The organism is Variovorax sp. KBS0712, assembly GCF_006323185.2.
GTDB classification, from domain to species: Bacteria; Pseudomonadota; Gammaproteobacteria; order Burkholderiales; family Burkholderiaceae_C; genus Variovorax; species Variovorax boronicumulans.
The window spans coordinates 3,019,081-3,043,166 of the sequence record NZ_VCCD02000001.1; the positions used below are offsets into that span (position 1 = coordinate 3,019,081).

The 24,086-nt window shown below is 69.3% G+C and carries 19 protein-coding genes; 7 read left to right on the forward strand and 12 right to left on the reverse strand.

The window, feature by feature from the left end:
* Nucleotides 1–3: 3 nt before the first annotated feature.
* From FFI97_RS13970 to FFI97_RS13980, 3 genes are all read left to right on the forward strand, one after another.
* Entirely contained in the window at nt 4–954 is a 951-nt protein-coding gene (locus FFI97_RS13970; protein WP_139701900.1) for an ABC transporter permease, read from the forward strand.
* 2 nt (nt 955–956) lie between these two features.
* Nucleotides 957–2,588: a dipeptide ABC transporter ATP-binding protein gene (locus FFI97_RS13975; RefSeq protein WP_139701901.1), complete on the forward strand. Its 1,632-nt coding sequence runs from the start codon at nt 957–959 to the stop codon at nt 2,586–2,588.
* 63 nt (nt 2,589–2,651) lie between these two features.
* Complete coding sequence (locus tag FFI97_RS13980) at nt 2,652–4,037, forward strand: amidase (protein WP_139701902.1); 1,386 nt, start codon at nt 2,652–2,654, stop codon at nt 4,035–4,037.
* Between the two features lie 19 nt (nt 4,038–4,056).
* Here the strand turns inward: FFI97_RS13980 and FFI97_RS13985 are convergent, their stop codons facing one another.
* The 5 genes from FFI97_RS13985 to FFI97_RS14005 form a co-directional block, all read right to left on the reverse strand.
* Nucleotides 4,057–4,275, reverse strand: a complete 219-nt coding sequence (locus FFI97_RS13985) for a hypothetical protein (RefSeq protein WP_062468907.1) — start codon at nt 4,273–4,275, stop codon at nt 4,057–4,059.
* Between the two features lie 131 nt (nt 4,276–4,406).
* The gene (locus FFI97_RS13990; RefSeq protein WP_139701903.1) at nt 4,407–5,312 is read right to left on the reverse strand and encodes a ZIP family metal transporter; all 906 of its coding nucleotides are present in this window, start codon (nt 5,310–5,312) and stop codon (nt 4,407–4,409) included.
* Nucleotides 5,313–5,424: 112 nt separating this feature from the next.
* Nucleotides 5,425–6,324, reverse strand: a complete 900-nt coding sequence (locus FFI97_RS13995; RefSeq protein ID WP_139701904.1) for a dienelactone hydrolase family protein — start codon at nt 6,322–6,324, stop codon at nt 5,425–5,427.
* A 127-nt stretch (nt 6,325–6,451) separates the two neighbouring features.
* A complete protein-coding gene (locus FFI97_RS14000; protein WP_139701905.1) occupies nt 6,452–7,189 on the reverse strand; it encodes an aspartate/glutamate racemase family protein in 738 nt (245 codons plus the stop codon).
* Nucleotides 7,190–7,301: 112 nt separating this feature from the next.
* Nucleotides 7,302–8,192 (reverse strand): transporter substrate-binding domain-containing protein, encoded by an 891-nt coding sequence (locus tag FFI97_RS14005; RefSeq protein ID WP_062468917.1) that lies wholly within the window; start codon nt 8,190–8,192, stop codon nt 7,302–7,304.
* Nucleotides 8,193–8,393: 201 nt separating this feature from the next.
* On the opposite strand from FFI97_RS14005, the gene FFI97_RS14010 reads away from it, so the two are divergent.
* Entirely contained in the window at nt 8,394–9,620 is a 1,227-nt protein-coding gene (locus FFI97_RS14010; protein WP_139701906.1) for a D-amino acid dehydrogenase, read from the forward strand.
* Here FFI97_RS14010 and FFI97_RS14015 read toward each other — a convergent pair.
* The 6 genes from FFI97_RS14015 to polA all read right to left on the reverse strand — a co-directional run bounded on the left by FFI97_RS14015 (nt 9,553) and on the right by polA (nt 18,903).
* Complete coding sequence (locus FFI97_RS14015) at nt 9,553–11,127, reverse strand: PepSY domain-containing protein (protein ID WP_139701907.1); 1,575 nt, start codon at nt 11,125–11,127, stop codon at nt 9,553–9,555. The genes FFI97_RS14010 and FFI97_RS14015 overlap by 68 nt on opposite strands.
* A 1-nt stretch (nt 11,128) precedes the next feature.
* Nucleotides 11,129–13,294 carry a TonB-dependent receptor gene (locus FFI97_RS14020; protein ID WP_139701908.1) on the reverse strand — a complete coding sequence of 722 codons (2,166 nt, stop codon included), beginning with the start codon at nt 13,292–13,294 and terminating at the stop codon, nt 11,129–11,131.
* 117 nt (nt 13,295–13,411) lie between these two features.
* Entirely contained in the window at nt 13,412–13,771 is a 360-nt protein-coding gene (locus FFI97_RS14025; RefSeq protein WP_119555953.1) for a hypothetical protein, read from the reverse strand.
* A gap of 41 nt (nt 13,772–13,812) precedes the next feature.
* Entirely contained in the window at nt 13,813–14,715 is a 903-nt protein-coding gene (locus FFI97_RS14030; protein WP_062468929.1) for a LysR family transcriptional regulator, read from the reverse strand.
* A 22-nt stretch (nt 14,716–14,737) separates the two neighbouring features.
* Nucleotides 14,738–16,024, reverse strand: a complete 1,287-nt coding sequence (locus tag FFI97_RS14035) for a M20/M25/M40 family metallo-hydrolase (protein WP_139701909.1) — start codon at nt 16,022–16,024, stop codon at nt 14,738–14,740.
* A gap of 62 nt (nt 16,025–16,086) precedes the next feature.
* Nucleotides 16,087–18,903, reverse strand: a complete 2,817-nt coding sequence (polA, locus tag FFI97_RS14040) for a DNA polymerase I (protein ID WP_139701910.1) — start codon at nt 18,901–18,903, stop codon at nt 16,087–16,089.
* Nucleotides 18,904–19,000: 97 nt separating this feature from the next.
* Here polA and FFI97_RS14045 point away from each other — a divergent pair, with 97 nt between their 5' ends.
* From FFI97_RS14045 to FFI97_RS14055, 3 genes are all read left to right on the forward strand, one after another.
* Nucleotides 19,001–19,375: a hypothetical protein gene (locus FFI97_RS14045; protein ID WP_062468938.1), complete on the forward strand. Its 375-nt coding sequence runs from the start codon at nt 19,001–19,003 to the stop codon at nt 19,373–19,375.
* A gap of 73 nt (nt 19,376–19,448) precedes the next feature.
* Nucleotides 19,449–20,498, forward strand: coding sequence for a homoserine kinase (locus FFI97_RS14050; protein ID WP_139701911.1), 1,050 nt, complete (start codon nt 19,449–19,451; stop codon nt 20,496–20,498).
* Nucleotides 20,499–20,669: 171 nt separating this feature from the next.
* Nucleotides 20,670–21,500: a BPSS1780 family membrane protein gene (locus FFI97_RS14055; RefSeq protein WP_095744262.1), complete on the forward strand. Its 831-nt coding sequence runs from the start codon at nt 20,670–20,672 to the stop codon at nt 21,498–21,500.
* A 45-nt stretch (nt 21,501–21,545) separates the two neighbouring features.
* On the opposite strand, the gene FFI97_RS14060 is transcribed toward FFI97_RS14055, so the two are convergent.
* The gene (locus FFI97_RS14060) at nt 21,546–23,999 is read right to left on the reverse strand and encodes a UvrD-helicase domain-containing protein (protein ID WP_139701912.1); all 2,454 of its coding nucleotides are present in this window, start codon (nt 23,997–23,999) and stop codon (nt 21,546–21,548) included.
* Nucleotides 24,000–24,086: the final 87 nt, after the last annotated feature.

Sequence of the window (24,086 nt, forward strand, 5' to 3'; positions counted from 1 at the left end):
GCCATGACTTCGATCTCCCTGCGCGACGATGCGCCTGCCTCTGCCGCGGTTCCTCCCGCCGCACCCCGGGCCCCGGCCCGCTCGCTGCTGCGCCGCCTGCTCGCCAACGGCGGCGTGCGCATCGGCGGCGTCCTGCTGGCCGCGATGCTGCTGCTGGCGGTGGCCGCGCCCTGGCTCGGCACCATCGACCCGAACGCGATGGACCCCGCGAACTCGCACCTGCCGCCCGGCTCGCGCGCCGAGTTCACCACGCTGGCGGGCGACAGCTTCGATCGCTTCTTCCCGCTGGGCACCGACAGCATGGGCCGCGACCTGTGGAGCCGCACGGCCTACGGCGCGCGCATCTCGCTGTCGGTGGGCGTGGCGGTGGCGCTGGGCTCGGTCGCGTTCGGCCTCGTGGTGGGCATGGTGGCGGGCTACTTCCGGCGGCTCGACGGCGTGATCATGCGGGTGATGGACGGGATGATGGCCATCCCCGGCATCCTGTTCGCGATCGTGCTGGTGGCCGTGTGGCGGCCCAGCCTGCTCACGGTGATCCTGGCCATCGTGGTGCCCGAGACGCCGCGCGTGGCGCGGCTGGTGCGCTCGGTGGTGCTGTCGGTGCGCGAGGAGCCGTACGTGGAAGCGGCCGTCGCGCTCGACACGCCGACCTGGAAGCTGATGCTGCGCCACATCCTGCCCAACACGGTGGCGCCGCTGATCGTGCAGGGCACCTTCATCTGCGCGGCGGCGATGCTGGTGGAGGCCGTGATGTCCTTCCTGGGCATCGGCCTGCCGTCCGAGGTGCCGACCTGGGGGAACATCATGTCCGAAGGCCGCACGCACTTCACCTCGCACCCCTCGACCGTGCTGCTGCCCGGCCTGTTCCTCGCGCTCACGGTGCTGGCCGTGAACATGCTCGGCGACGGCCTGCGCGACGCACTCGATCCCAAGTTCAAGGCACGCGGAGGCTGAGCATGACATCCCCCACTTCCACAACCTCCGCCGCACCCTGCCTCGTGGTGCGCGACCTCGCCATCGACCTGCCCGCCGGCGCCGACCGCGCGCACGCGGTGCACGGCATCTCGTTCGACGTGATGCCCGGCCAGGTCGTGTGCCTGCTGGGCGAATCGGGCTCCGGCAAGTCGGTCATCGCGCAGGCCGCGATGGGCCTGCTGCCCGCGTCGCTGCGGCCCTCGGCCGGGCGCATCGAGGTGCAGGGCGAGGACGTGCTCGCGGCCAGCCCGGCGCGGCTGCGCGCCCTGCGCGGCGCGCGCATGGCGATGGTGTTCCAGGAGCCGATGACCGCGCTCAACCCGGTGATGCGCTGCGGCGCGCAGGTCGACGAGATCCTGGCCGAGCACACGACGCTGGGCGCCGCGGCGCGCCGCGCGCGCGTGCTGGCCATCTTCGAGCGCGTGCGACTGCCCGAGCCCCAGCGCATCTACGACGCCTACCCGCACCAGCTCTCGGGCGGCCAGCGCCAGCGCATCGTGATCGCCATCGCGCTGATCCTGCGCCCGGCCCTGCTGATCTGCGACGAGCCCACCACCGCGCTCGACGTGACCACGCAGGCCGAGATCCTCGCGCTCATCCGCGAGATGCAGCAGGAGAACGGCACCGCCGTGCTATTCATCACGCACGACTTCGGCGTGGTGGCCGACATCGCCGACCAGGTGGTGGTGCTGCAGCTGGGCCGGCAGGTCGAGAGCGGCCCGAAAGACGAGGTGCTGCGCCGACCGAAGGAGGCCTACACGCGCATGCTGCTAGACGCCGTGCCGCGGCTGGCGCCCGTGCTGCGCGCACCCATCGACGCCCAGGCGCCGCTGCTCGATGCGCGCGGCGTGGGCAAGGTCTACCGCACGGGCAGCTGGCCCGGCAAGCGCCGCACGGTGCATGCGGCGGCCGACGTGTCGCTGAAGCTGCATGCGGGCGAGACGGTCGGCATCGTGGGCGAATCGGGCTCGGGCAAGTCGACCGTGGCGCGCTGCATCGCGCGGCTGATCGAGCCGACCGACGGCGACATCCGCGTGCCGGGCATCGAGGGCTCGCGCGGCGCGCAGCGCTCGGCGTTCCGGCGCATGGTGCAGGTCGTGTTCCAGGACCCGAACCGCTCGCTCAACCCGCGCCGCACGGTGGGCCAGTCGATCGTCGAGGGGCCGGTGAATTTCGGCGTGCCGCACGCCAAGGCCTGGCAGCGCGCCGAGGAGCTGATGGCGCTGGTGCGGCTGCAGCCCGAGGTGCTGCACCGCTACCCGAGCGAGTTCTCGGGCGGCCAACGCCAGCGCCTGTGCATTGCGCGCGCGCTGGCCTGCGAGCCGCGCGTGCTGATCGCCGACGAGGCCGTGTCGGCGCTCGACGTGTCGGTGCAGGACCAGATATTGAAGCTGCTCGCGGAGATCCAGCAGCGGTTGTCGATCGGCATCCTGTTCATCACCCACGACCTGCGCGTGGCCAGCCAGATCTGCGACCGCCTGATCGTGATGCACAAGGGCCGCATCGTCGAGCAAGGCAGCGCGCACGACGTGCTGCTGTCGCCGCGCGAGGCCTACACGCGCACGCTGCTGGCCGCGGCGCCGGGCCAGGGCTATGCGTTCGGGGGCGGCTGAGCGCCGTCGCCCTCCTCTCTTTCAACCCACCTTCATCCCTCCACCCCAAGAAGAAACGAAGACATGACCACACCCCTGTACGAACTCAGTGCCCTCCAGTTGCTCGAACGCTACCGTGACCGCGCCTTGTCGCCGGTCGAGGTGACGCAGGCCGTGCTTGCGCGCATCGAGCGCTGGGAGCCGCACATCCACGCCACCTACGGGCTGGACGCCGAAGCCGCGCTGGCCTCGGCGCGCGCCTCCGAGGCACGCTGGGCCCAGGGTAAGCCGCAGGGCGATCTCGACGGCGTGCCGGTCACGCTGAAAGAGAACATCGCCACGCGCGGCACGCCCACGCCGATCGGCAGCGCCGCCACCGTGCTGGCGCCCGCCGCGGCCGACGCCCCCGCCGCCGCGCGCCTGCGCGAAGCCGGCGCGGTGATCGTGACCAAGACGACGATGCCCGACTTCGGCTTTCTCGGCGCGGCGCCCTCGAGCTTCCACGCGCTCACGCGCAACCCGTGGGACCTGGGCCGCAACACCGGCGGTTCGAGCTCGGGCGCCGGCGCCGCTGCCGCCGCGGGCTACGGCCCGCTGCACCTGGGCACCGACATCGGCGGCTCGGTGCGCATTCCGGCCAGCTTCTGCGGCGTGTTCGGCCTCAAGCCCAGCCAGGGCCGCATTCCCGTCGACCCGCCCGCCGCGGCGCGCGTGATCGGCCCGATGACGCGCACCGTGGCCGACGCCGCATTGCTGATGCAGGTGGTGACGCGCCCCGACGCGCGCGACTACATGAGCCTGCCGCCGAACGACTTCGCGTGGCAGCGGCTCGAGCGCAACGTGAAGGGCCTGCGCATCGGCTTGTGGACCGAGACCATGGGCGGCTGGCCCATCGATGCGGAAGTGAAAGAGGCCGTGCTGGCCGCGGCCCGCCTGTTCGAGCAGGCCGGAGCCATCGTCGAGCCGCTGGCCGACTGGAGCACGCTGGACATGCGCATGGGCATGGCCCACTTCTTCACGATGCGCTGCCGCGTCGACCTGGCTGCGATGCCACCGGAGCGCGCGAAGCTCGCGGCCGGCTACATCCATCAGGCGGCCGAGTTCGCCGCCTCGCTCACGCCCGAAGACACCTTCCGCGCCTTCACGCGCATGCAGGCGCTGCGCGCGGCCACCGTGGCGGCCACGCAGCCCTTCGACTACGTGCTGTCGCCGGTGTCGCCGGTGCTGCCCTTCGCGGCGGACGCCATCAACAGCGGCTCGGAAAACCTGCTGAAAGACTCGCACTTCACGTCGGTGTTCAACCAGTCGGAACAACCGGCCGCCTCGATCAACTGCGGCCATGCGAAAAATGGCCTGCCGATCGGCCTGCAGATCGCGGGGCGTCGCTTCGACGACCTGGGCGTGCTGCAGATGGCGCGCTTCTACGAATCGGTGCGTCCGGCACAGGCGCGCTGGCCCGAGCCGGCCTGACCGGGCTGGGTCAGGCGAATCAGTCCGGCGCGTTCATCACGCGGTCGAACTCTTCGTCGGCCGGCACGTTGTCGGCATCGAGCTCGCTGGCATCGGTGAGGTCGATGCCCGTTTCGTCCGACAGGTCGTCGGACGCATCGGCTTCGAGTTCGTCGAAGTCGTCGGCAGGCGTGCTGTCGTCATCGTCGTCTTCGGACGACGAGGCGGAGCGCGCGGTGGCATCGGCTTGGGGCGTCATGATCGAATTCCTCGGCAGATGAGTAAACGGCCCTCTATGGTGCGCCTGTTTTGCCCCTTGCGGTGGATCGACGGGCTGACGTCGGTGTCGGAAAGTTTCCCGTCACCGGAGGCCACCCATACGCGTTGTCGTCAGTCCTTGTGGACGTGGCCGTGCTCGCCGTGTCCTTCGTCATGGCCATGCTCGTGGCCATGCTCGCCGTGCGCGAGCCGGCTCACGAGCGTGACCAGCAGGATGCCCGCGGCGAGCCACGCGATCTGCGCCGCGGTCTGGCGCGCGGGCAGGCGCTTCTGCAGCTGCGGAATCAGGTCGGCCAGCGCCACGTAGACGAAGCTGCTGCCCGCCAGCACCAGGAAGTACGGCAGCCAGCCATGCAGCTGGTCGACCAGCCACCAGCCCGCGATGCCGCCGAGCATGGTCATGGTGCCCGCGAGCGACACCTTCACCAGCGCCGCGCGTGAATTGGCCGAGCTCTGGCGCAGCACGACAAGGTCGCCGATGTGGTGCGGCACCTCGTGCGCGAGCACGGCCAGCGCGGCCACGAGGCCCAGGCGGATGTCGGCCACGAAGGCCGAGGCGATCAGGATGCCGTCGCCGAAGCAGTGCACGCTGTCGCCGGTGAGCACGGCCCAGCCGCCGCCGCCCGTGGGCGGTGCGTGGTGGTGATGAGCGTGCGAATGGTCGTGATGATCATGGCCGTGGTGGTCATGCGCGCCCTCTTTCGCCGGTGCGGCATCGCCGTGATGGTGCTCATGCCCGTGGTGCCACAGCTCGGCCTTGTCGAGCAGGAAGAAGAACACCAGCCCGAACAGCAGCACCGCGAACAGCAGCGCGGGCTCGATGCGGCTTTCGAAGGCCTCGGGCAGCAGGTGCATGAAGGCAGTGGCCAGCAGCGCGCCGGCCGCCAGGCTCAGCAGGTGCTGCGGGTTCACGCCGCCACCGCCGCTGCGCACGCCCACGCGCAGCAGCAGGGCCGCGAGCCAGACGCTTCCGATGCCGGCGACCAGGGTCGCCACGAGAATTACTATCAAATTCATAGCTGCTTGCGCAAGAGGGACGGCCGGTACGGCCTTGTTCCGTTCATAAAAAGAGAAAGGCCGTCACTTCGGACGGCCTTCGGCGGCAGGTGGCTACGGGCGCCGTCTTCGGTCAGGCGACACCATTGGCTTTGAACCAGGCCGTGGCACGCTGCCAGCCGTCTTCCGCGGCGCTCTTGAGGTAGCTGGGGCGGTAGTCGGCGTGGAACGCGTGGCCTGCTTCGGGGTACACGACGAAGCTCGATGCCTTGGCCGCCGGAGTCCCACCGGCCAGAGCAGCTTTCATCTTATCAACCGTGTCAAGGGGGATGCCCTGGTCTTTTCCGCCGTACAGGCCGAGCACCGGCGCCTGCAGGTTGGCGGCGATGTCGACGGGGTGTTTCGGCTGCAATTCGCTGGCCTGCCCGACCAGTCGGCCGTACCAGGCCACGCCGGCCTTGACCTTGCCGGTGGCCGCATAGAGCCACACGATGCGCCCGCCCCAGCAGAAGCCGGTGATGCCGGCCTTGGCGGTGTCGCCGCCGTTGGCCTTGGCCCAGGCCAGGGCGCCGTCGAGGTCGGCCATGACCTGCGCGTCGGGCACCTTGGTGACGATGTCGGCCTGCAGCTTGGGAATGTCGGTGTAGCCGCGCGGATCGCCCTGGCGCGCGTACAGCTCGGGCGCGATGGCCAGGTAGCCCAGTTCGGCGAAGCGGCGGCAGGTGTCGGCGATGTACTCGTGCACGCCGAAGATTTCCTGGATCACCAGCACCACCGGCAGCCCGGTCTTGCCGGCCGGCGCCGCGGCATAGGCGGGCACCTCGAAGCCGTTCACGGTGTACTTGATCGGGCCGGCCTTCAGGCCTTCGGCCGGGGTCGAGATGGTCGTCTGCGCGGCCACTGGCAGCACGGCGGCGGCGTAGCCGACACCGAGGGCGGCCTTGAGCGCGGTGCGGCGCGTGGCCCCCTGCTCGGTGCTGTCGCCGGGGCGCAGCGAATCGAATTCGGAACGGTTGTCGTCGAAGGAGGTCATGCAAGGGCTCCGGTTGAATCGTCTGACAAGGGGGTGTGGCGTAGAAAAACGCACGCCGCAATGTAGGCGAAATCGGGCCGGGCCGTATGACCGGACCGTAAAGCAGCCGGGCCGCTTCGGGCTGCGGCTACGTGCCGTAAGCCCGCCGTGCCAGCGCCTCGGCCAGCACCTGCGCCGGATCGACGAGGCGCAGCCCCGCCACCGCGGCCGAGCCCTGCAGGCCCAGCGGCACCTCGGTGCAGCCCATGATGATCGTGACCGGGCCGTGCCGTTCGGCCAGCCGCAGCGCGACCTCGGAGAAGCAGCGTTCGGCCAGCGGCAGGTTGCCGGCCTTCACGCCGTCGAAGATGCCGCGCATGATGGTCTGGCGCTCGTCGGCCGACGGCACATGGCAGCCCAGGCCGGCCTCGGCCAGCGCCTCTTCATACAGCCGCACGCGGTAGGTGCCTTCGGTGGCCATCAGCGCCACCTCGGTCGCGCCCTGCGCGGCCAGGTGCTGCGCGGTTTCGCGCGCCATGTGCAGCAGCTCGACCTGCGGAAAGCGTTCCTGCAGGCTGGCATGCCACGCATGCGCGGTGTTGCAGGCGATGGCCACGGCGCGGCTGCCCAGCGCGGCCAGCCGGCCCAGCGCCTGCAGCATCGGTTCGAGCGGCTGGTGCGCGCCCTGCGCGTCGGAGGCCAGCGCGCCGGTGCGGTCGGGCACCGGCACCTGCGCCAGCCAGTGCTCGGGAAAGGACTGGTCGCGCACCGGCTCGCCACGCGCACGCATCTGCTGCGCGCAGGCCTGCACGAAGAGCCGGACGAAGTCGGCGCCCGCCGCGGGGCCCATGCCCCCCAAAATGCCAACTACGTTCGTCGAAGCCATGGTCTTTCTCTGTTTCAGGAATACCGCGGAACCGGCTTTGCCGGGCCGCTGGTATTGCCCCCGGTAGGGGGTTGGCGAAGCGACACGAAGTGCGCGCAGCCTGGGGGCGAACTCAAGTTGCTGGCTTGTCGCTGAAGGCCTTCAGGTTTTCTTTCAGCTGGTCGCTCATCGGCAGATTCAGCGGCACGTTCTTCGGCGGGATCGGCTGCATGAACCACTTGGTGTAGAGCTTCTCGAACTCGCCGCTCTTCATCATCGCGGTGAAGGTGTCGTCCACCAGCTTCTTGAAGGCCGGGTCGTCCTTGGGCAGCATGCAGGCGTAGGGCTCGACCTGCAGCGACTCGCCCACCACTTCGTAGTCGGCCGGGTTCTTCGAGTTGGCGATGAGGCCGAACAGCAGGATGTCGTCCATGGCGAAGGCCACGGCGCGGTCGCTCTCGACCAGCAGGAACGCGTCGGCGTGGTCCTTGCCGAGCACGATGTTCATGTCGAGGTTCTTCTCGGTGTTGTACTTGCGCATGACCAGCGCGTTGGTCGTGCCGGTGGTGCTGGCCACGGTCTTCTTCGCGAGGTCGGCGTAGTCCTTGATCTTGGAGGACTTCTTCGTCAGCAGGCGCGTGCCCGTGTAGAAGTGGTTGACCGCAAAGGCCACGTCCTTGCCGCGCGCGGTGTTGTTGGTGGTGGAGCCGCACTCCAGGTCGATGGTGCCGTTGGTGATCAGCGGGATGCGGTTCTGCGAGGTGACCGCCATCAGCGAGACCTGCAGGTTGGGCTTGTTCAACTTCTTCTTCACCGCCTCGACCACGGCGTTGGAGAGTTCCACCGAGAACCCGATCGGCTTGTTGGGGCCGTCCAGGTAGCTGAAGGGCACCGACGACTCGCGGTAGGCGAGCGAGATCTTGCCGGACTCGGCGATCTTGGCGAGCGTGTCGGCAGCTTGCGCGGCCGGTGCAGTGAAGAGGACCGCGGCAGCCAGGGACGCCATCAAAACGGAGAGTTTCATTCGAGCCTTCATCGGTTGGATTGAACAGACAGCCAGTGTAAGAAGGAGTGACACATCGGGACAATTCCAATTAACCCCGGGGTCATGCCCAAAGGTTATGGGCTGGGTTCTTTTGGCATTTCCGGACACAGCGAGGGGCCTCTACAGTCGCACGCTGTCTCTTCTGTTCCCTTTCTTCTTCACTTCCGGAAAGTTGCCTCCATGCATGTGTGCGTGCTCGGCGCCGGCATCGTGGGCCTGGCGACCGCCTGGCAACTCGAGCGCCAGGGCCACCAGGTCACGGTGATCGACCGCGCGGCGCCCGGCGCGGGCGCCAGCGGCGGCAACGGCGCGCAGCTGAGCTACTCGTACGTGCAGCCGCTGGCCGATCCGTCGATCTGGACGCAGCTGCCCAAGCTGCTGTTCTCCCCCACCTCGCCGCTGAAGCTGCGCCCGCAGCTCGATCCACTGCAGTGGCGCTGGGGCCTGGCCTTCCTGGCCGCGTGCAACGCCGCGACCTCGCGCGACACCACCGCGCAGCTGCTCGCGCTGGCGGCCGCGAGCCGCACCGGCTTCGAGGCCATGCAGGCCGACATCGCACCCGACTGCGACTTCTCCGCCACCGGCAAGCTCGTGCTCTATGCGAGCGCCGCCTCGCTGGCCGGCGCGCGCGCACAAGTCGAACTGCAGCGCACCCTGGGCAGCGAGCAGCGCATCGTCACGCCCGACGAGTGCGTGGCCATCGAGCCCGCGCTCGCGGACTACCGCGGCCAGATGGCGGGCGCGGTCCACACGCCGAGCGAGTGCGCGGCCGACTGCCTCAAGGTGTGCGCCGAGCTGATGCGCGCACTGAGCGCGCGCGGCGTGCGGTTCCTGCTCGGTGCCGACGTGCACGGCTTTGCGCGCAGCGAGGGCCGTGTCGCCGCCGTGCAGACCAGTGAAGGCAACATCGAAGCCGATGCCTTCGTGATGGCACTCGGCTCGGCCTCGCACAAGCTGGGTCGCGCGCTCGGCGCCTACCTGCCGGTGTATCCGCTCAAGGGCTACAGCATCACGGTCGACGTCGACCCCGCCCCCGGCGCGGCACCCCGCGTGAACGTGACCGACAGCGCGCGCAAGGTCGTCTTCGCGCGCATCGGCTCGCGCCTGCGCGTGGCCGGCATGGCCGAGCTCGTGGGGCACGACGCGAGCATTCCGGCCACGCGCATCGAGACGCTGGCCGACGCCACGCGCGCCGTGTTCCCGCGCGCCAGCCGGCTGGCCGAACTGCACCCCTGGACCGGCATGCGCCCGGCCACGCCGAAGGGCCTGCCGATCATCGGGCGGCTGCCGCATGCGCCGTCGAACATGCTGTTCAACACCGGCCACGGCGCGCTGGGGTTCACGCTGGCCTTCGGCTCGGCGCAGCGGATCGCGCAGGCGCTGGACGCGGCCCCGTCGCGCTTCTGAGCTTGCGGCCCAGGCGCCGCCAGCCGATCACCACGCCGGTCAGGCTCAGCAGCGCACCGCCCGCGCTCAGTGCGACCAGCAGCACGTCCCACAACGGACGGTGCGCGAGCAGCGGCAGCCAGTCCCAGCTGTGCAGCATCGCGAACAGCCAGCGGCTCCACCGGCGCGTGCTGTCGCTGCGACCGAGCACGGCGCCGGTCTGCGGATCGACGTGGACCCAGGTGGCGTGCGCGTCGGTGAACACGACGCGCCAGACGGGCAGCGGCTTCTCGCTGCCGCCGGTCATGGTGTGCGCGTCGCGCGTGTAGTAGTGGCTGTCGTAGGCGGTGAGCACGTCGATGCGTGCGACCGGGTCGGGCAGCAGTTGCGCGACGGCGGTGCGCAGCGCCGCAGGGTCGATCTGCCGAGGCTGCGCGCTGGCCGCGTCGCGCACCAGCGGCCGGCCGCTCGCGGTGCTGGCCAGCACCAGCGTCTGCCCTGCCGCGCGCAACCAGCGCAGTTCGCGGACATCGCCACGCGTGGAAGCCAGCAGCGCAGCGGGCGCCGCATCGCCAGCTTCTACGACGAGCGGCCCGCCCTGCATCGCCGCCATGCGCAATGCCGGCGCACCGCTGTCGAACACGCGCCAGGGGTTCATCGACATCAGCCCGCTGAAGATCCACGTCAGCGTGACGAGCGCGAACAGCAGCCCGCTGATGTGATGCCAGCGCATCATGAAGCCCTGGTACGGCGAGTGCGAGCCGCTCTTGTAGGTGCGCCGGAAGCGCCAGCGCATCACGCCCACCACCGTGCCCGTGAGCGTGACGGCGATGCCGACGATCGACAGCCAGTTGACGATGTCGGCCCAGTAGCGGTCCAGGCCCGTGCCGCGCAGCGGGTACAGCCAGTGGATCCATGCGCCGGCGTAGTTCCACAGCCGTTCGGCGCGCGGTGCATCGCGCACCACCTCGCCGGTGCGGCCCGAGATGTACAGCCGCGTGGCCTGCGCATCGGCCAGGTCGACCACATGCAGCGGGCGGTGCGCATCGAGCCCGCGCGAATGGGTGAAGGCGTCTTCGTCGATGGTGCCCCGGTACCTGAGCACCACGGCCTCGCCCCCATAGGCCTGCGCACTCACGAGCGCGCGGGCGCCGTCGACCTGGCGCAGCACGGCGCCGCTCTGCGCATCGACGACCACCACGCCGCGCCCCGGCGGTGATCGGCGCGCGCCGGGTTCTGCCGCGCTCGCCGGCACCGCGAGGTACACCGCCTGCCCGCCGCTGGCCACGGCCAGCCGCAGGTCCTGCAACGGCCCCGCGATACCGGCCGCATCGAGCGCCTGCCGTGGCCCCAGCAAGGGCGTGGCCGCATCGAGCGGCGGCAGGTGCTGCAGACGCTCGGCCTCGGTGAGCTTGGGGTAGCCCACGTACATCATCACCACGCCCGAGACGAACCACATCGCGAAGAAGGCGCAGACGACCACGCCGAGCCAGCGGTGGATCAGAAACAACCAGCGTTTGGCATGCATGTCAGAAGCTCACGCGCAGCGAGACATCCGCCGTGCGCGGCGCGCCGAGGTAGGCGAATCCTGCGCCGACATTCGCGGCATACACACGGTCGGTCGCATTGCGGATGCGGCCCACCACCGTGACGTTGCGGTTCACCTGCCAGCTCAGCCCGAGGTCGAGCAGCGTGTAGCCGGGCCAGTGCATCGTGTTGGCCGCATCGGCGTACACCTTGCCCACATGCCGCACGCCCGCCGTGGCCTGCAGGCGCGGCGTGATGGCGTGCGACACCCAGAGGTTCGCGACCACGGCCGGCGTGTTGGTCGGCGTGCGGCCCGCGAGCGACACGCCGCCCTGGCGGAACTGTTCGTAGCGCGCATCGACGTACGTGAGGTTGCCCTGCAGCGACCACTGCGGCGTGGGCTGCAGCCCGAGCGCCAGCTCCACGCCCTTGGACGACTGCTCGCCGACCAGCACCGTGAGCGCGCTGTTGGCCGGGTCCTGCGTCGCGATGTTGGTGCGGCGGATGCTGTAGGCCGCGAGCGTGGCCGTGCCCTTGCCCTGCCAGAAATCGAGCTTGGTGCCGACCTCGACCTGCCGGCCCGTGGTGAGCTCGCTGTTGTTGCGCACGTCGGCGAACGACGCGGTCGAGAGCACGCCCGACGGCGGATCGGCCGCCGTCGCGTACTGCGCGTACAGGTTGGCACCGGGCGCGAAGTCCCACACCAGGCCGATGCGGCCGGTGGTGGGCTTGTAGCCGCGATGGAAGGTGGCCGGGTTCGCCGCGTCCACCGTGCGGCGGTTGACCAGGTCGAGGTCGATGCGTTCGTGGCGCAGCGCCGTCACGAGGTGCAATGACGGCTGCAGCGCGGTGCGGTTCTCCAGGTACAGCGCGGTGGTTCGCACCTTGTTGTCGCGGTCGGGCCGGAAGCCCGGCGTCATGCCCGGCACGTCGAAGAAGCGCTCGGTGGCGAAGACGTACGGGTTCACCGTGCTCACGGTGCCGGGCAGGCTGTTGGGAAAGCGCGTCTGCCGGTTCACGCTGAAGTCGAGCCCGAAGGACCAGTCGCTCTTCAGCCCACCGAGCTGCCCCTTGTGGAGGCCTTCGACGCGGTTGCCCCACACGTCCTGGTCGTGCCGCTGCAGCAAGGCGCCCGAGCGGATGACGGCCGTGTTGCGCGCGTTGTAGCGGTAGTTCTCGACGTTGCGGTAGTCGCGCAGCGCGTCGTAGGCATAGAAGGTGTTCTTGAACTGCAGCGCGTCGCTGGCCTGCCATTCGGTGACCGAGCGCAGCCACTGCACGCGCTGCGCGTAGAGGCCGTCGGCGCTGTTGTAGTTCTTGAAGCGCGTGCCACGGTCGATGCGCATCTCGCCGCCCGCGGGGTTCAGCACCGGCGTGCCCCAGTAGGGCCGCGTGACGTCTTCGTCCTGGTACTCGTAGGCCAGCGTGTGCTTCAGGCCGCCGCCGAAGTCCGACAGCAGCGAGGCCGCGAGCTGCGTCGACTTGCTCTTGGTGCCGTCGGTCCAGCCGTGGGCGTCGCGGTGGTTCACGTCGATGCGCGCGTAGTGGCTGCCCGCGCCGCCGTCGCCGGCGATGCGGCGGTTCAGGCCGAAGGAGGCCTCTTTCAGGTTCTGCGTGCCCAGGCGCAGTTGCGCCTCGGCGAAGTCGCTGCGTTCCGGCGCCTTGGTGATGTAGTTGATCGAACCGCCCAGCGCACCCGAGCCGAACAGGAAGCTTGACGGGCCGCCGATGGCCTCGACGCGGTCGTAGATCCAGCTGTCGACCGGGCGGGCCGCGATCGAGTACTGCAGGTTGATGCCGTTGAACAGCTGCGCGATCGAGCCACTGCCGAAGCCCCGGTAGCTCACGCCGACGTTGCCGGGCGCGTCGTGCGCGGTCACGCCGGGCACGGCGCGCAGCGCCTCCTGCGTGTTCTGCGCGCCGCGCGCATCGAGCACCGCGCGGTTCACCACCGTGACGGAAGCGGGCGTCTCGCGCGGCGTGAGGCCCAGGCGGCTCGCGGTGTCGGCGGGCGTGTCGAGGTCGAGCCGGCCGTTGGGGCGCGGGGCGTCGTCGGCCACTTCGATCAAAGGCAGCGAAGACACGGTGGTCTGGGCTTGGACAGGCGAACTGACGGCGCCGAACAAGGCAAGCAGCCCCAAAGCGGGGGCACGGGAAAGGGTGGGCATGGCATCTCTCTTGCGACGGCGCTGGCGAAAACAATGAAGCGCAGCGCCGGCCGCACAACGACCGGGAACGCACCGCGCGGCCCGTTCAGGCGGCGTCAGGTGCAGGAACGACGAAGCTCAGGAGAGATGCGTGGGCGGCCCGCGCGCCGGCAGCGGCGAGGCCGTGGCTGCCGCGAGGCGGGCAGCGGGAATCGATTGCAGCGCGCGGCCCAGCGGCAGCGGCGTGGGCAGCGTCACCTGCACGGCGGCGGGCGGCGGACCGGAGACCATGCACAGCGGGCAGTCCATCGCCGCCATGCCGACTTCGGTGGCGCCGTCGTCGCCCTGCACGATGAGCTTGACGGTGCCCGCGGCGGAACACACGAGTTCCATCGCCTGCGGGTTCACGAGCGGCGATGCGCCCGCGACCAGCAGCGACGCCATGAACCACGCCAGCACCAGGCGGTGCATTGCGCAGAAGGTTCGAAGGGCGTGCATGGGCGCGGATTATGGCGCGGGGAGAATGCCCCGCATCTTTCTCAGGCGGTCTGCTCGATGGCCTCGCGCATGCAGCGCGTGATGCCGCGCACCGCCACCGAATCGGGCCGGCCCGCGAAGCGCAGCGCGCGCACCGGCACCGGAATGTGCGGCTCCAGCGTCAGCACGTCGACCTTGGCGCGGTCGGCCGAGCGCGCCGTGCAGCCGTCGACCAGCGCCACGCCCAGCCCGTGGTGCGCCATGGCCAGCGCCGCGTGGTAGGTCTGCACCGTGACCACGGCCTGCTGGAAGCCCACGCCCGCCTGCCGGCAGGCCTGGCTCAGGCTGGTGCCGACCGGGTCGCGGCCGTCCAGGCCGATCACCGGGCGGTCGATGAGGTCGTGCAGCGCCACCGAGCCGTTGCGCACCAGCGCGCGCGGCAGCATGCCCTTGGGCGCGACGCACACCATGCGGCTGTCGGCCAGCGTCTCCTGCGTGAGCGAGGGGTGCACCGCGGGGCTGAAGGCAAAGCCAACATCGGCCTCCTGCAGCAGCAGCGCCGACATGATCTGCGGCGAGTGCAGCGACTCGACCGTGATCGCGTAGCCCGGATGCATCTCGCGAAAGGCCTTGAGCGCGCGCGGCAGGATTTCGTAGCTCAGCGCAAGCACGCTGAGGATGCGCAGCTCGCCCGTGTCATTGCCCGCGCGCAGGTTCGCCGCCAGCCGCTGCACCTCGTCGAGCTGCGCAAACAGCCGCTCGATGTGCGGGTACAGCGTGAGCGCCTCGGTGGTCGGCGTGAGCCGCCCCTTGGCGCGCTGGAACAGCGGAAAGCCCAGCTGCAGCTCGGCGTGCTGCAGCGTGCGGCTCACGGCCGGCTGCGTGATGTTGATGAGCCGCGCGGCCGCGCTCACGCTGCCCGCGAGCATGATCGCGTTGAAGACCTCGATGTGGCGCAGCCGCATGGCCGACAGCGGTCGGGGGCGGTCAGCGGACGGTGGTCTTGCCCGTCGCGATGTCCATCACCATGCGCACGCCGAGGTACAGGCGCGGCTCGATCGAATCGATCAGCACGTACTCCGCGTCGGCCGTGTGCGCGCCGAAGCCCTGCAGGCCGAAGCGCTCGATGACCGGCGCCTTGGTCTTGAGCGAAGCGAACGCCGCGTCGGTGCCGCCACCGGCGGCCTTGTCGTCGGCGCCCAGCGGGCGGCCCAGCTCGTCCTTGTAGATGGCCTGCGCGTGCTTGGCCAGCGCGCGCGACGCGTCGGTGGCCTCGAGCGGCGGACGGCGGCGTTCGAACTTCAGCTCGACCTTGGCGTCAGGCACCAGCTGCTTCTTCACGCGCTCGTTCACCTGCTGCTCGATGCGGTCGTAGTCGGCCACCTTGAGCACGCGCACGTCGGCGCCCGCGGTGGCGCTGGCCGGAATCACGTTGCGGTTGGTGCCCGACTTGGAGATGGTCCAGTTCATCTTCAGGCCCGTGGACGGGTCGGACAGGTCGCGCATCTGCAGGATCTGGTGCGACAGCTCGTACAGCGCGTTCACGCCGAGCTCGGGCGCAGAGCCCGCGTGCGAGGCCTTGCCCGCCACGTTCAGCGTGACCGAGGCGATGCCCGCGGTGGCCAGCGAGAGCTTGTCGTCCTTGATGGAGGCGCCCTCGAACGACAGCACGGCGTCGTGCTCGCCGCCCAGCTTGGTGAGCAAGGCGCGCGAACCCGGCGAGCTGATTTCCTCGTCGCCGTTGATCAGCACGGTGAGCGTGCCGTAGTCCTTGAACTTCAGCGCCTGCAGCATCGACACCAGGTGCGTGATGACGGCCACGCCCTGCTTGTCGTCGGCAATGCCCAGGCCGTAGGCCTTGTCGCCGTCGACGCGGAACGGCTGCTTGTTGAGCATGCCCACGGTGTAGACCGTGTCCATGTGCGCGATGAGCATGATCTTCTTGGTGCCCGTGCCCTTGAAGGTGGCGCGCACCACGCGGCCGATTTTCTCGGGCGTGTCTTCCATGCGGTAGGCGTCGGCGCTCGGGTCGATGAGCTCGACCTCGCCGCCCAGCGCCTTGAACTTGGCGGCGATGAGGTCGGAGATTTTCTCGAGGCCTTCGATGTCGCGGCTGCCCGACTCGATGGAGACCAGCTCCTTCAGCGTCTCGAGCAGGGCGGGCTTTTCCTTGGCGGCCAGCGCGGCGATGCGGGCATCAGGGGCAGCGGAAGCGGTGCCGAGGAAGGCCGCGCAGACGGCGGCGAGCAGGAAGGTGCGGGGCTGGAGTGTCATGGAGGTGCTTCTTCTTTCTTCGAGATGTCTCGTTGGGGCGTGCGAACGTGGATCAGTGGGGATCAGTGGGCCTTGTCCCAGTTGGGACCGACGCCGATCTCGGCGAGCAGCGGCACCTTGAGCGCCGCCACGCCGGCCATCAGGCGCGGGATTTCGGTGCGCACCCATTCGACCTCGGCCTCGGGCACTTCGAACACCAGTTCGTCGTGCACCTGCATGATCATCCTGGTGGCGCGCTTTTCTTCGTCAAGCACGTTCTGTACCTTGACCATGCTGAGCTTGATGAGGTCGGCCGCCGTGCCCTGCATCGGCGCGTTGATGGCCTGGCGCTCGGCCGCCTTCTTGCGGGGGCCGTTGCCGCCGTTGATCTCGCTCAGGTAGAGGCGCCGGCCGAACACGGTCTCGACATAGCCCTTGTCGCGCGCGAACTCCACGATCTGGTCCATGTAGGTCTTCACGCCCGGGTAGCGCGCAAAGTAGCGATCGATGTACGAGGCCGCGGCCTTGGTCTCGATGCCCAGGTTCTTCGCCAGGCCGAAGCTGCTCATGCCGTAGATGAGGCCGAAGTTAATGACCTTGGCATAGCGGCGCTGCTCACTGGACACCTGGTCGGGCGTGGTGCCGAACACCTCGGCGGCCGTGGCGCGGTGCACGTCGACGCCGTCGGTGAAGGCGCGCAGCAGCGACTCGTCACCGCTGATGTGGGCCATGATGCGCAGCTCGATCTGCGAGTAGTCGGCGCTGGCGATCACGCTGCCCGCCGGTGCCACGAAGGCCTCGCGCACGCGGCGGCCTTCGGGCGTGCGGATCGGGATGTTCTGCAGGTTGGGGTCGTTGCTGCTCAGGCGGCCCGTGACGGCCACGGCCTGCGCATAGTGCGTGTGCACGCGGCCGGTGCGCGGGTTGGCCAGCTGGCCGAGCTTGTCGGTGTAGGTGCCCTTGAGCTTCGACAGGCCGCGGTGCTCGAGGATCTTGGCGGGCAGCGGGTAGTCTTCGGCCAGCTTCTCGAGCACTTCTTCGTCGGTGCTGGGCGCGCCGCTCGGCGTCTTCTTGACCACGGGCAGGCCCAGCTTGGTGAAGAAGATCTCGCCGATCTGCTTGGGCGAACCCAGGTTGAAGGGCTGGCCCGCGATGTCGTAGGCCTCCTGCTCCAGCGCCATGATGCGCGTGCCCAGGTCGTGGCTCTGCGCGGCCAGCGTGGGCGCATCGATCAGCACGCCGTTGCGCTCGATGCGGTACAGCGCCTCGCTCGAATCCATTTCGAGCTGGTAGATGTAAGCCAGCTTTTCTTCCTTCTGCAGCAGGGGCCAGAGCGTGCGGTGCACGTCGAGCGTCTGGTCGCTGTCTTCGCACGAGTATTCGGCGGCCTTGGCGATGTCGACCTGGCTGAACGGGATCTGGTGCGCGCCCTTGCCGCACAGGTCTTCGTAGGAGATGCCGCTGCGCCCCAGGTGGCGCTCGGCCAGGGACGACAGGCCGTGCGGCTTGTTCACTTCGAGCACGTAGCTTTGCAGCATGGTGTCGTGCGCGTAGCCCTGCACCTCGATGCCGTGGTTGGCGAACACGTGGCGGTCGTACTTGATGTGCTGGCCGAGCTTTTTCTTGTCGGCGTTCTCGAGCCAGGGCTTGAGCCTGGCGAGCACCTCGTCGATGGGCAGCTGCGCGGGCGCGTCGGGGTAGTTGTGCGTGAGCGGAATGTAGGCCGCTTCGCCCGGCGTGACGCTGAAGCTGATGCCCACGATCTGCGCGACCATTTCGTCGAGCGAGGTGGTCTCGGTGTCGATGGCCGTGAGTTCGGCGGCCTCGAGCTTCGCGAGCCAGGCGTCGAACTGCGCCCATTCCATGATGGTGTCGTACTTGAGGTTGCTCGCGGGCGCGGCGGCCTCTTGGGCGTCCAGCTCGGAAGGCTCGTCGAACAAGCCGCCCTGGTCGCGGTCTACCTTGGAAGCGGCCTTCTTCTTGGCGTTCTCTTCGATCAGCTCGGGCGGCACTTCCTGCGCTTCGAGCGACTTGACGAGGCTCTTGAAACCGAACTTCTCGTAGAAGGGCTTCAGCTCGGCCGCCTGCGGCGCGCCGACGGGCAGGCCTTCGAGCGAGGGCAGGCCTTCGACAAAGCCGTTCAGGTCGCAATCGGTGCGGATGGTGACGAGGCGCTTGCTCAGCGGCAGCTTGTCGAGCGCCTGGCGCAGGTTCTCGCCGGCGGCGCCCTTCACTTCGGCGGCGCGTTCGACCAGTGCATCGAGCGAGCCGTATTCGAGCAGCCACTTGGCGGCGGTCTTCGGACCGACCTTCGGCACGCCGGGCACGTTGTCGACCGTGTCGCCGATGAGCGTCTGGTAGTCGACCATGAGGCTGGGCGGCACGCCGAACTCGGCCGTCACGCCGGCGATGTCGCGCTTCTTGCCGTTCATCGTGTCGATGATGGTGATGTGCTCGTCGACCAGCTGACTCAGGTCCTTGTCGCCGCTGGAGACGATCACTTCGACGCCTTGCGCGGCCGCCACCTTGGCGAGCGTGCCGATCACGTCGTCAGCCTCGACCTCGGGCACGGTAATCACCGGCCAACCGAGCAGCTTGACCACTTCGTGGATGGGGTCGATCTGGCTGCGCAGGTCGTCGGGCATCGGCGAGCGGTTGGCCTTGTACTCGGGGTACCAGTCGTCGCGGAAGGTCTTGCCGGGGGCGTCGAAGATGCAGGCCGCGTAGTCGGCGCGCACCTCGCGGCGCAGCGCGGTCATCATGTTGATCATGCCCCGGATCGCCCCGGTGGCCGGGCTCTTCGGGTCGCCGGGCACGGCGCGCAGATCGGGCATCGCGTGGAAGGCCCGGTACAGGTAGCTCGAGCCATCGACGAGCAGCAGCGTTTTCTTGTCGGTCATCGGGGCATTTTGCCGTGCCCGGACCGGCGTCCGGAACGACACCAGGGTCGGCTGGCGGCCGACACGCCGCCAGCGGGTGCACGCCTACAATCCGTGCATGCCTAGCTCCCCACTCCTGGTCGCCCGCCGCATCCTGCTGGCGCTGGCTTTCGCCACCCCCGTTGCCGCCCTCGCGCAGGCGCCGGCCGCGCCTGCCGCCAAGCCGGCCCCGGCGGAACCGCTACAAAATCAGGAGCAGGCCGACGGCCGGCGCAACCAGAAGGTCGAGCACATCCACACGGAAGACAGCGGCGCCTCGGTCGACGAGGTGCGCTACGGCGGCCGCACGCAGAGCATCAACGTCAAGCCCAAGTCGAACATGCCCGGTTACGAAGTGCTGCCCAACGACGGCGGCAGCGCCCGCCCCGGCACGACCGGCGACGCGAACAGCGGCGGCAACGGCCCGCGTGTCTGGAACGTGCTGAAGTTCTGACCGTGACGTCGTCGTTCTCCTTCCCGCCCTCCCTCTTTTCTCCCGCAGCCGCCGTCCGGCGCTGAGCATCGCCATGGCAGTTTTTACCGAAGTCCAGTTCGGCGAGGCAGACGCGCTCGTCCAGCGTCTTGGCATGGGCGCCCTGCGCGAGCTGCGCGGCATCGAGGGCGGCATCGAGAACACCAACTACTTCGCCACCACCGAGTCGGGCGAGTTCGTGCTGACGCTGTTCGAGCGCCTGAGCGCCGAGCAGCTGCCGTACTACCTTTGCCTCATGAAGCACCTGGCCGGTGCCGGCCTGCCTGTGCCCGCGCCCGTGGCCGACCCGGCCGTGGCGCCGCCGACCGGCCATGCGCTGTCGATCCCCGCGCAGGCGCCCTGCGAGCTGCTGCACCGCGTGGCCGGCAAGCCGGCGGCGCTGGTGCAGAAGCTCTCGGGCCGCAGCGAGCTGGCCCCCACGGCCGCTCACTGCGCCGAACTGGGCGCCATGCTGGCCCGCATGCACCTGGCCGGGCGCGACTACCCGCGCATCCAGCCCAACCTGCGCGGCCTGCCCTGGTGGAACGAGACCGCCCCGGTGGTGCTGCCCTACATGGACGAGCCGCAGTCCGCGCTGCTGCGCGCCGAGCTGGCCTACCAGAACCATGTCGCCGAATCGTCGGCCTACGCGGCGCTGCCGCGCGGCCCGGTGCATGCCGACATGTTCCGCGACAACGTGATGTTCGCGACCGGCGGCGAGCCCGACGCGCCGCCGCGCCTCACGGGCGTGTTCGACTTCTACTTCGCCGGCACCGACACCTGGCTGTTCGACCTGGCCGTGTGCCTGAACGACTGGGCCATCGACCTGGCCAGCGGCCGGCACGACGCCGCCCGCGCCGACGCCCTGCTCGCCGCGTATGAGAGCGTGCGCAGGCTGAACGCCTCCGAGCGCGCCCTGCTGCCCGCGATGCTGCGCGCCGCCGCGCTGCGCTTCTGGATCTCGCGCCTGTGGGACTTCCACCTGCCACGCGAGGCCAGCATGCTCAAGCCCCACGACCCGACGCACTTCGAGCGCGTGCTGCGCGAGCGCGCCACCCACCCGCACGCCATCGCCCACGTCTTAGAGCCGGCGCTGGCAGCCTAAAGAAGGTGTGACCGAACCCGCCATGCCCGCTCATCCCGCCCAGACACACCCACTCTGCGTTGCAAATGCTCGCCATAGCCCAAGCTATGGCTGCGCTTTGCGCCTTGATTGGGCGCGTCTGGGCGGCCTGCTCGGCCACGCCGGATTCATTCACACCTTCTGACCCCCCACATGAAACTCCACCTCGTGCCGGCGCGCACCGGCTTCGACTGGGTCCGCCTCGGACTCAAGACCTTCTGGCGCCAGCCGTTGGCCTTCATCTCGCTGTTCTTCCTGCTGATGGCGATGATCTCGACGGTGTCGATGCTGCCGCTGCTCGGCAGCGTGCTCGCCCCGATCCTGCTGCCCTTCATGACGCTCGGCCTGATGGTCGCGACCTCGGTCGCAGCAACCGACAACGCCGACGGCCTGGGCAACGCGGGCGACCTGGGCCGCCCCACGGGCTCGGCCATGTTCATCGCGGTGTTCGACGCCATGCGCACCGAATGGCGCTCGCTGGTGGTGCTGGGCGTGATCTCGGCCGTGTACTTCGTGCTGGCCGTCACGCTGACGGCACTGGTCGACGGCGGCCAGCTCATGCGCGCCTACCTGTTCGACGAGGTGGTGACGCCCGAGGTCATGAAGAGCAGCGAGTTCCTCACGGCGCGCACGCTGCTGATGTGCCTGAACCTGCCACTGTCGCTGGCCATGTGGCATGCGCCGGCGCTGGTGCACTGGCACCGCGTGGAGCCGGTGAAGAGCGTCTTCTTCAGCATCGTCGCGCTGTTCCGCAACTTCGGCGCCTACGCGCTGTTCGGCCTGGCGTGGTTCGGCGTGTTCATGCTCGCGGGCATCGCCATCGGCCTGCTCGCCACCGTGCTGATCGGCGTCGGCGCCATGGGCTCCGACGGCGCGGCCCTGGCGATCGGCAACATCCTGATGATCGGCACCGCGCTGGTGCTGGCGGCCATGTCGCTGGCCTCGACCTGGTTCACGTTCCGCGACAGCTTCGACGCGAACTGAGCGGGCATCGCCCGCTGCCCTTTCGGGCAAGCGGGACCGCCGGCCTCAGACCGGCGTGAGCTTCGCCACCGACAGCGCCAGCCACTTCACGCCGTGGCGCGCGAACTTCACCTGCGCCCGCGCATCGTCGCCGGTGCCTTCGAGCGCGGTCACCGTGCCCTCGCCGAACTTGTTGTGGAACACCTGCATGCCTGAACGCAAACCGTGCGACGGCGCGGTCTTCTGCGGCGGCACGGGTGGGCTGGCGAAGGTGTCCTTGCCGGCGCTGCTGCCGCCACCACCGTAGCGGTTGCCGCCGCCCCCGCCACCACCGTAGCCGCCGGCACCGCCGCGCGTGCTGCCATAGCCGCCGCCATAGCCGAAGGCCGAAGGCGCAAAGCCCTGGTTCTTCGGCGTGAGCCACTTGAGCGCGCCTTCCGGCAACTCGTCGAAGAAGCGGCTCTTGACGTTGTAGCGGGTCTGGCCGTGCAGCATGCGCGTCTGCGAATGGCTCAGGTACAGGCGCTTGCGTGCGCGCGTGATCGCCACGTACATCAGGCGGCGTTCTTCCTCGAGGCTCTCGAAATCGCTCATCGAGTTCTCGTGCGGGAACAGGCCCTCTTCCATGCCGGTGATGAACACGCAGTCGAACTCCAGGCCCTTGGCGGCGTGCACGGTCATGAGCTGCACCGCGTCCTGCCCGGCCTGCGCCTGGTTGTCGCCCGACTCGAGCGCCGCATGCGTCAAAAAGGCCGCGAGCGGGCTCAGCGTTTCGCCGGTTTCGGCATCGGGCGCCAGCGGCTCGTCGAGCACCGGCCGGCTGGGGTCGAGCCCCTGGCTGGCGGGCGACTGGCGCAGCTCGTCGACCGGCAGCGCCACGGCGTCGCGGCCGAAGCCTTCCTGCGTGACGAAGCTCTCGGCCGCGTTCACGAGTTCGTCCAAGTTCTCGATGCGGTCGGCGCCTTCGCGGTCGGCCTTGTAGTGTTCGACGAGGCCACTGTGGTCGAGCACCAGCTCGATGATCTCGCGCAGGCTCACACCTTGCGTCTGCTCACGCAGCACGTCGATCTTGGCGACGAAAGCCGTGAGGTTCGAGCCGGCCTTGCCGCCGACCGCGCTCACCGCGTCGTGCAGCGAGCGCCCGGCGGCGCGGGCCGCGTCCTGCAGGCTTTCGAGCGTTCGTGCGCCGATGCCGCGCGGCGGGAAGTTGACGACGCGCAGGAAGCTGGTGTCGTCGTCCTTGTTCTCGAGCAGGCGCAGGTAGGCCAGCGCATGCTTGATTTCGGCGCGCTCGAAGAAGCGCAGGCCGCCGTACACGCGGTACGGCACCGAGGCGTTGAACAGCGCCGTTTCGATCACCCGGCTCTGCGCATTGCTGCGGTAGAGCACGGCCATTTCCTTGCGGTCGAAGCCGTCGCGCGCCAGCTGGCGCATTTCCTCGACCATCCACTGCGCTTCGGCGAGGTCGGTGGGCGATTCGTACACGCGCACGGGCTCGCCTGGCCCCTGGTCGGTGCGCAGGTTCTTGCCCAGGCGCTTCTTGTTGTGGCTGATGAGCTCGTTGGCCGAATCGAGGATGTTGCTGTAGCTGCGGTAGTTCTGCTCCAGGACGATCTGGCGGCGCACGTCGAACTCGCGCACGAAGTCGGTCATGTTGCCCACGCGCGCGCCGCGAAAGGCGTAGATGCTCTGGTCGTCGTCGCCCACGGCGATCACGCTGTTGTGCTCGCCCGGCGTGAAGTGGCCGCCGGGTGCCGTGTGGCCCGCGAGCATCTTCAGCCATGCGTACTGCAGGCGGTTGGTGTCCTGGAACTCGTCGACCAGGATGTGGCGAAAGCGCCGCTGGTAGTGCTCACGCACCGGCTCGTTGTCGCGCAGCAGCTCGTAGCTGCGCAGCATCAGCTCGCCGAAGTCGACCACGCCTTCGCGCTGGCACTGCTCTTCATACAGCTGGTACAGCTCGACCTTCTTGCGGTCGTCGTCGCTGCGGGCCTCGATGTCGCCGGGGCGCAGGCCGTCTTCCTTGGCGCCGGCGATGAACCATTGCGTCTGCTTGGCCGGAAAGCGCTCGTCGTCGACGTTGAACTGCTTCATCAGGCGCTTGATGGCCGAGAGCTGGTCTTGTGTGTCGAGGATCTGGAAGGTCGAAGGCAGGTTGGCCAGCTTCCAGTGCGCGCGCAGCAGGCGGTTGCACAGGCCGTGGAAGGTGCCGATCCACATGCCGCGCACGTTCACTGGCAGCATCGCGGTCAGCCGCGTCATCATTTCCTTGGCCGCCTTGTTGGTGAAGGTGACGGCCAGGATGCCGCCGGCGGACACCTGCCCCGTCTGCAGCAGCCAGGCGATGCGGGTGGTGAGCACCCGCGTCTTGCCGGAGCCGGCACCGGCGAGGATGAGCGCGTTGCCCGCGGGCAGCGTGACGGCAGCAAGCTGCTCGGCGTTGAGGTTGTTCAGCAACGGCGAGGCAGGGCCGCCCGTATCGGCTGCGGACGCGCCGGAAAACAGGTCGTGAGGGAGCATGGGTGCCATTGTAGAAAGCTGCCCCGCCCCGGGCCCCGCCGGGCGCGCTTGCCCCTGCGGGCATGACCTGGATCAAGGCAGTGCCCG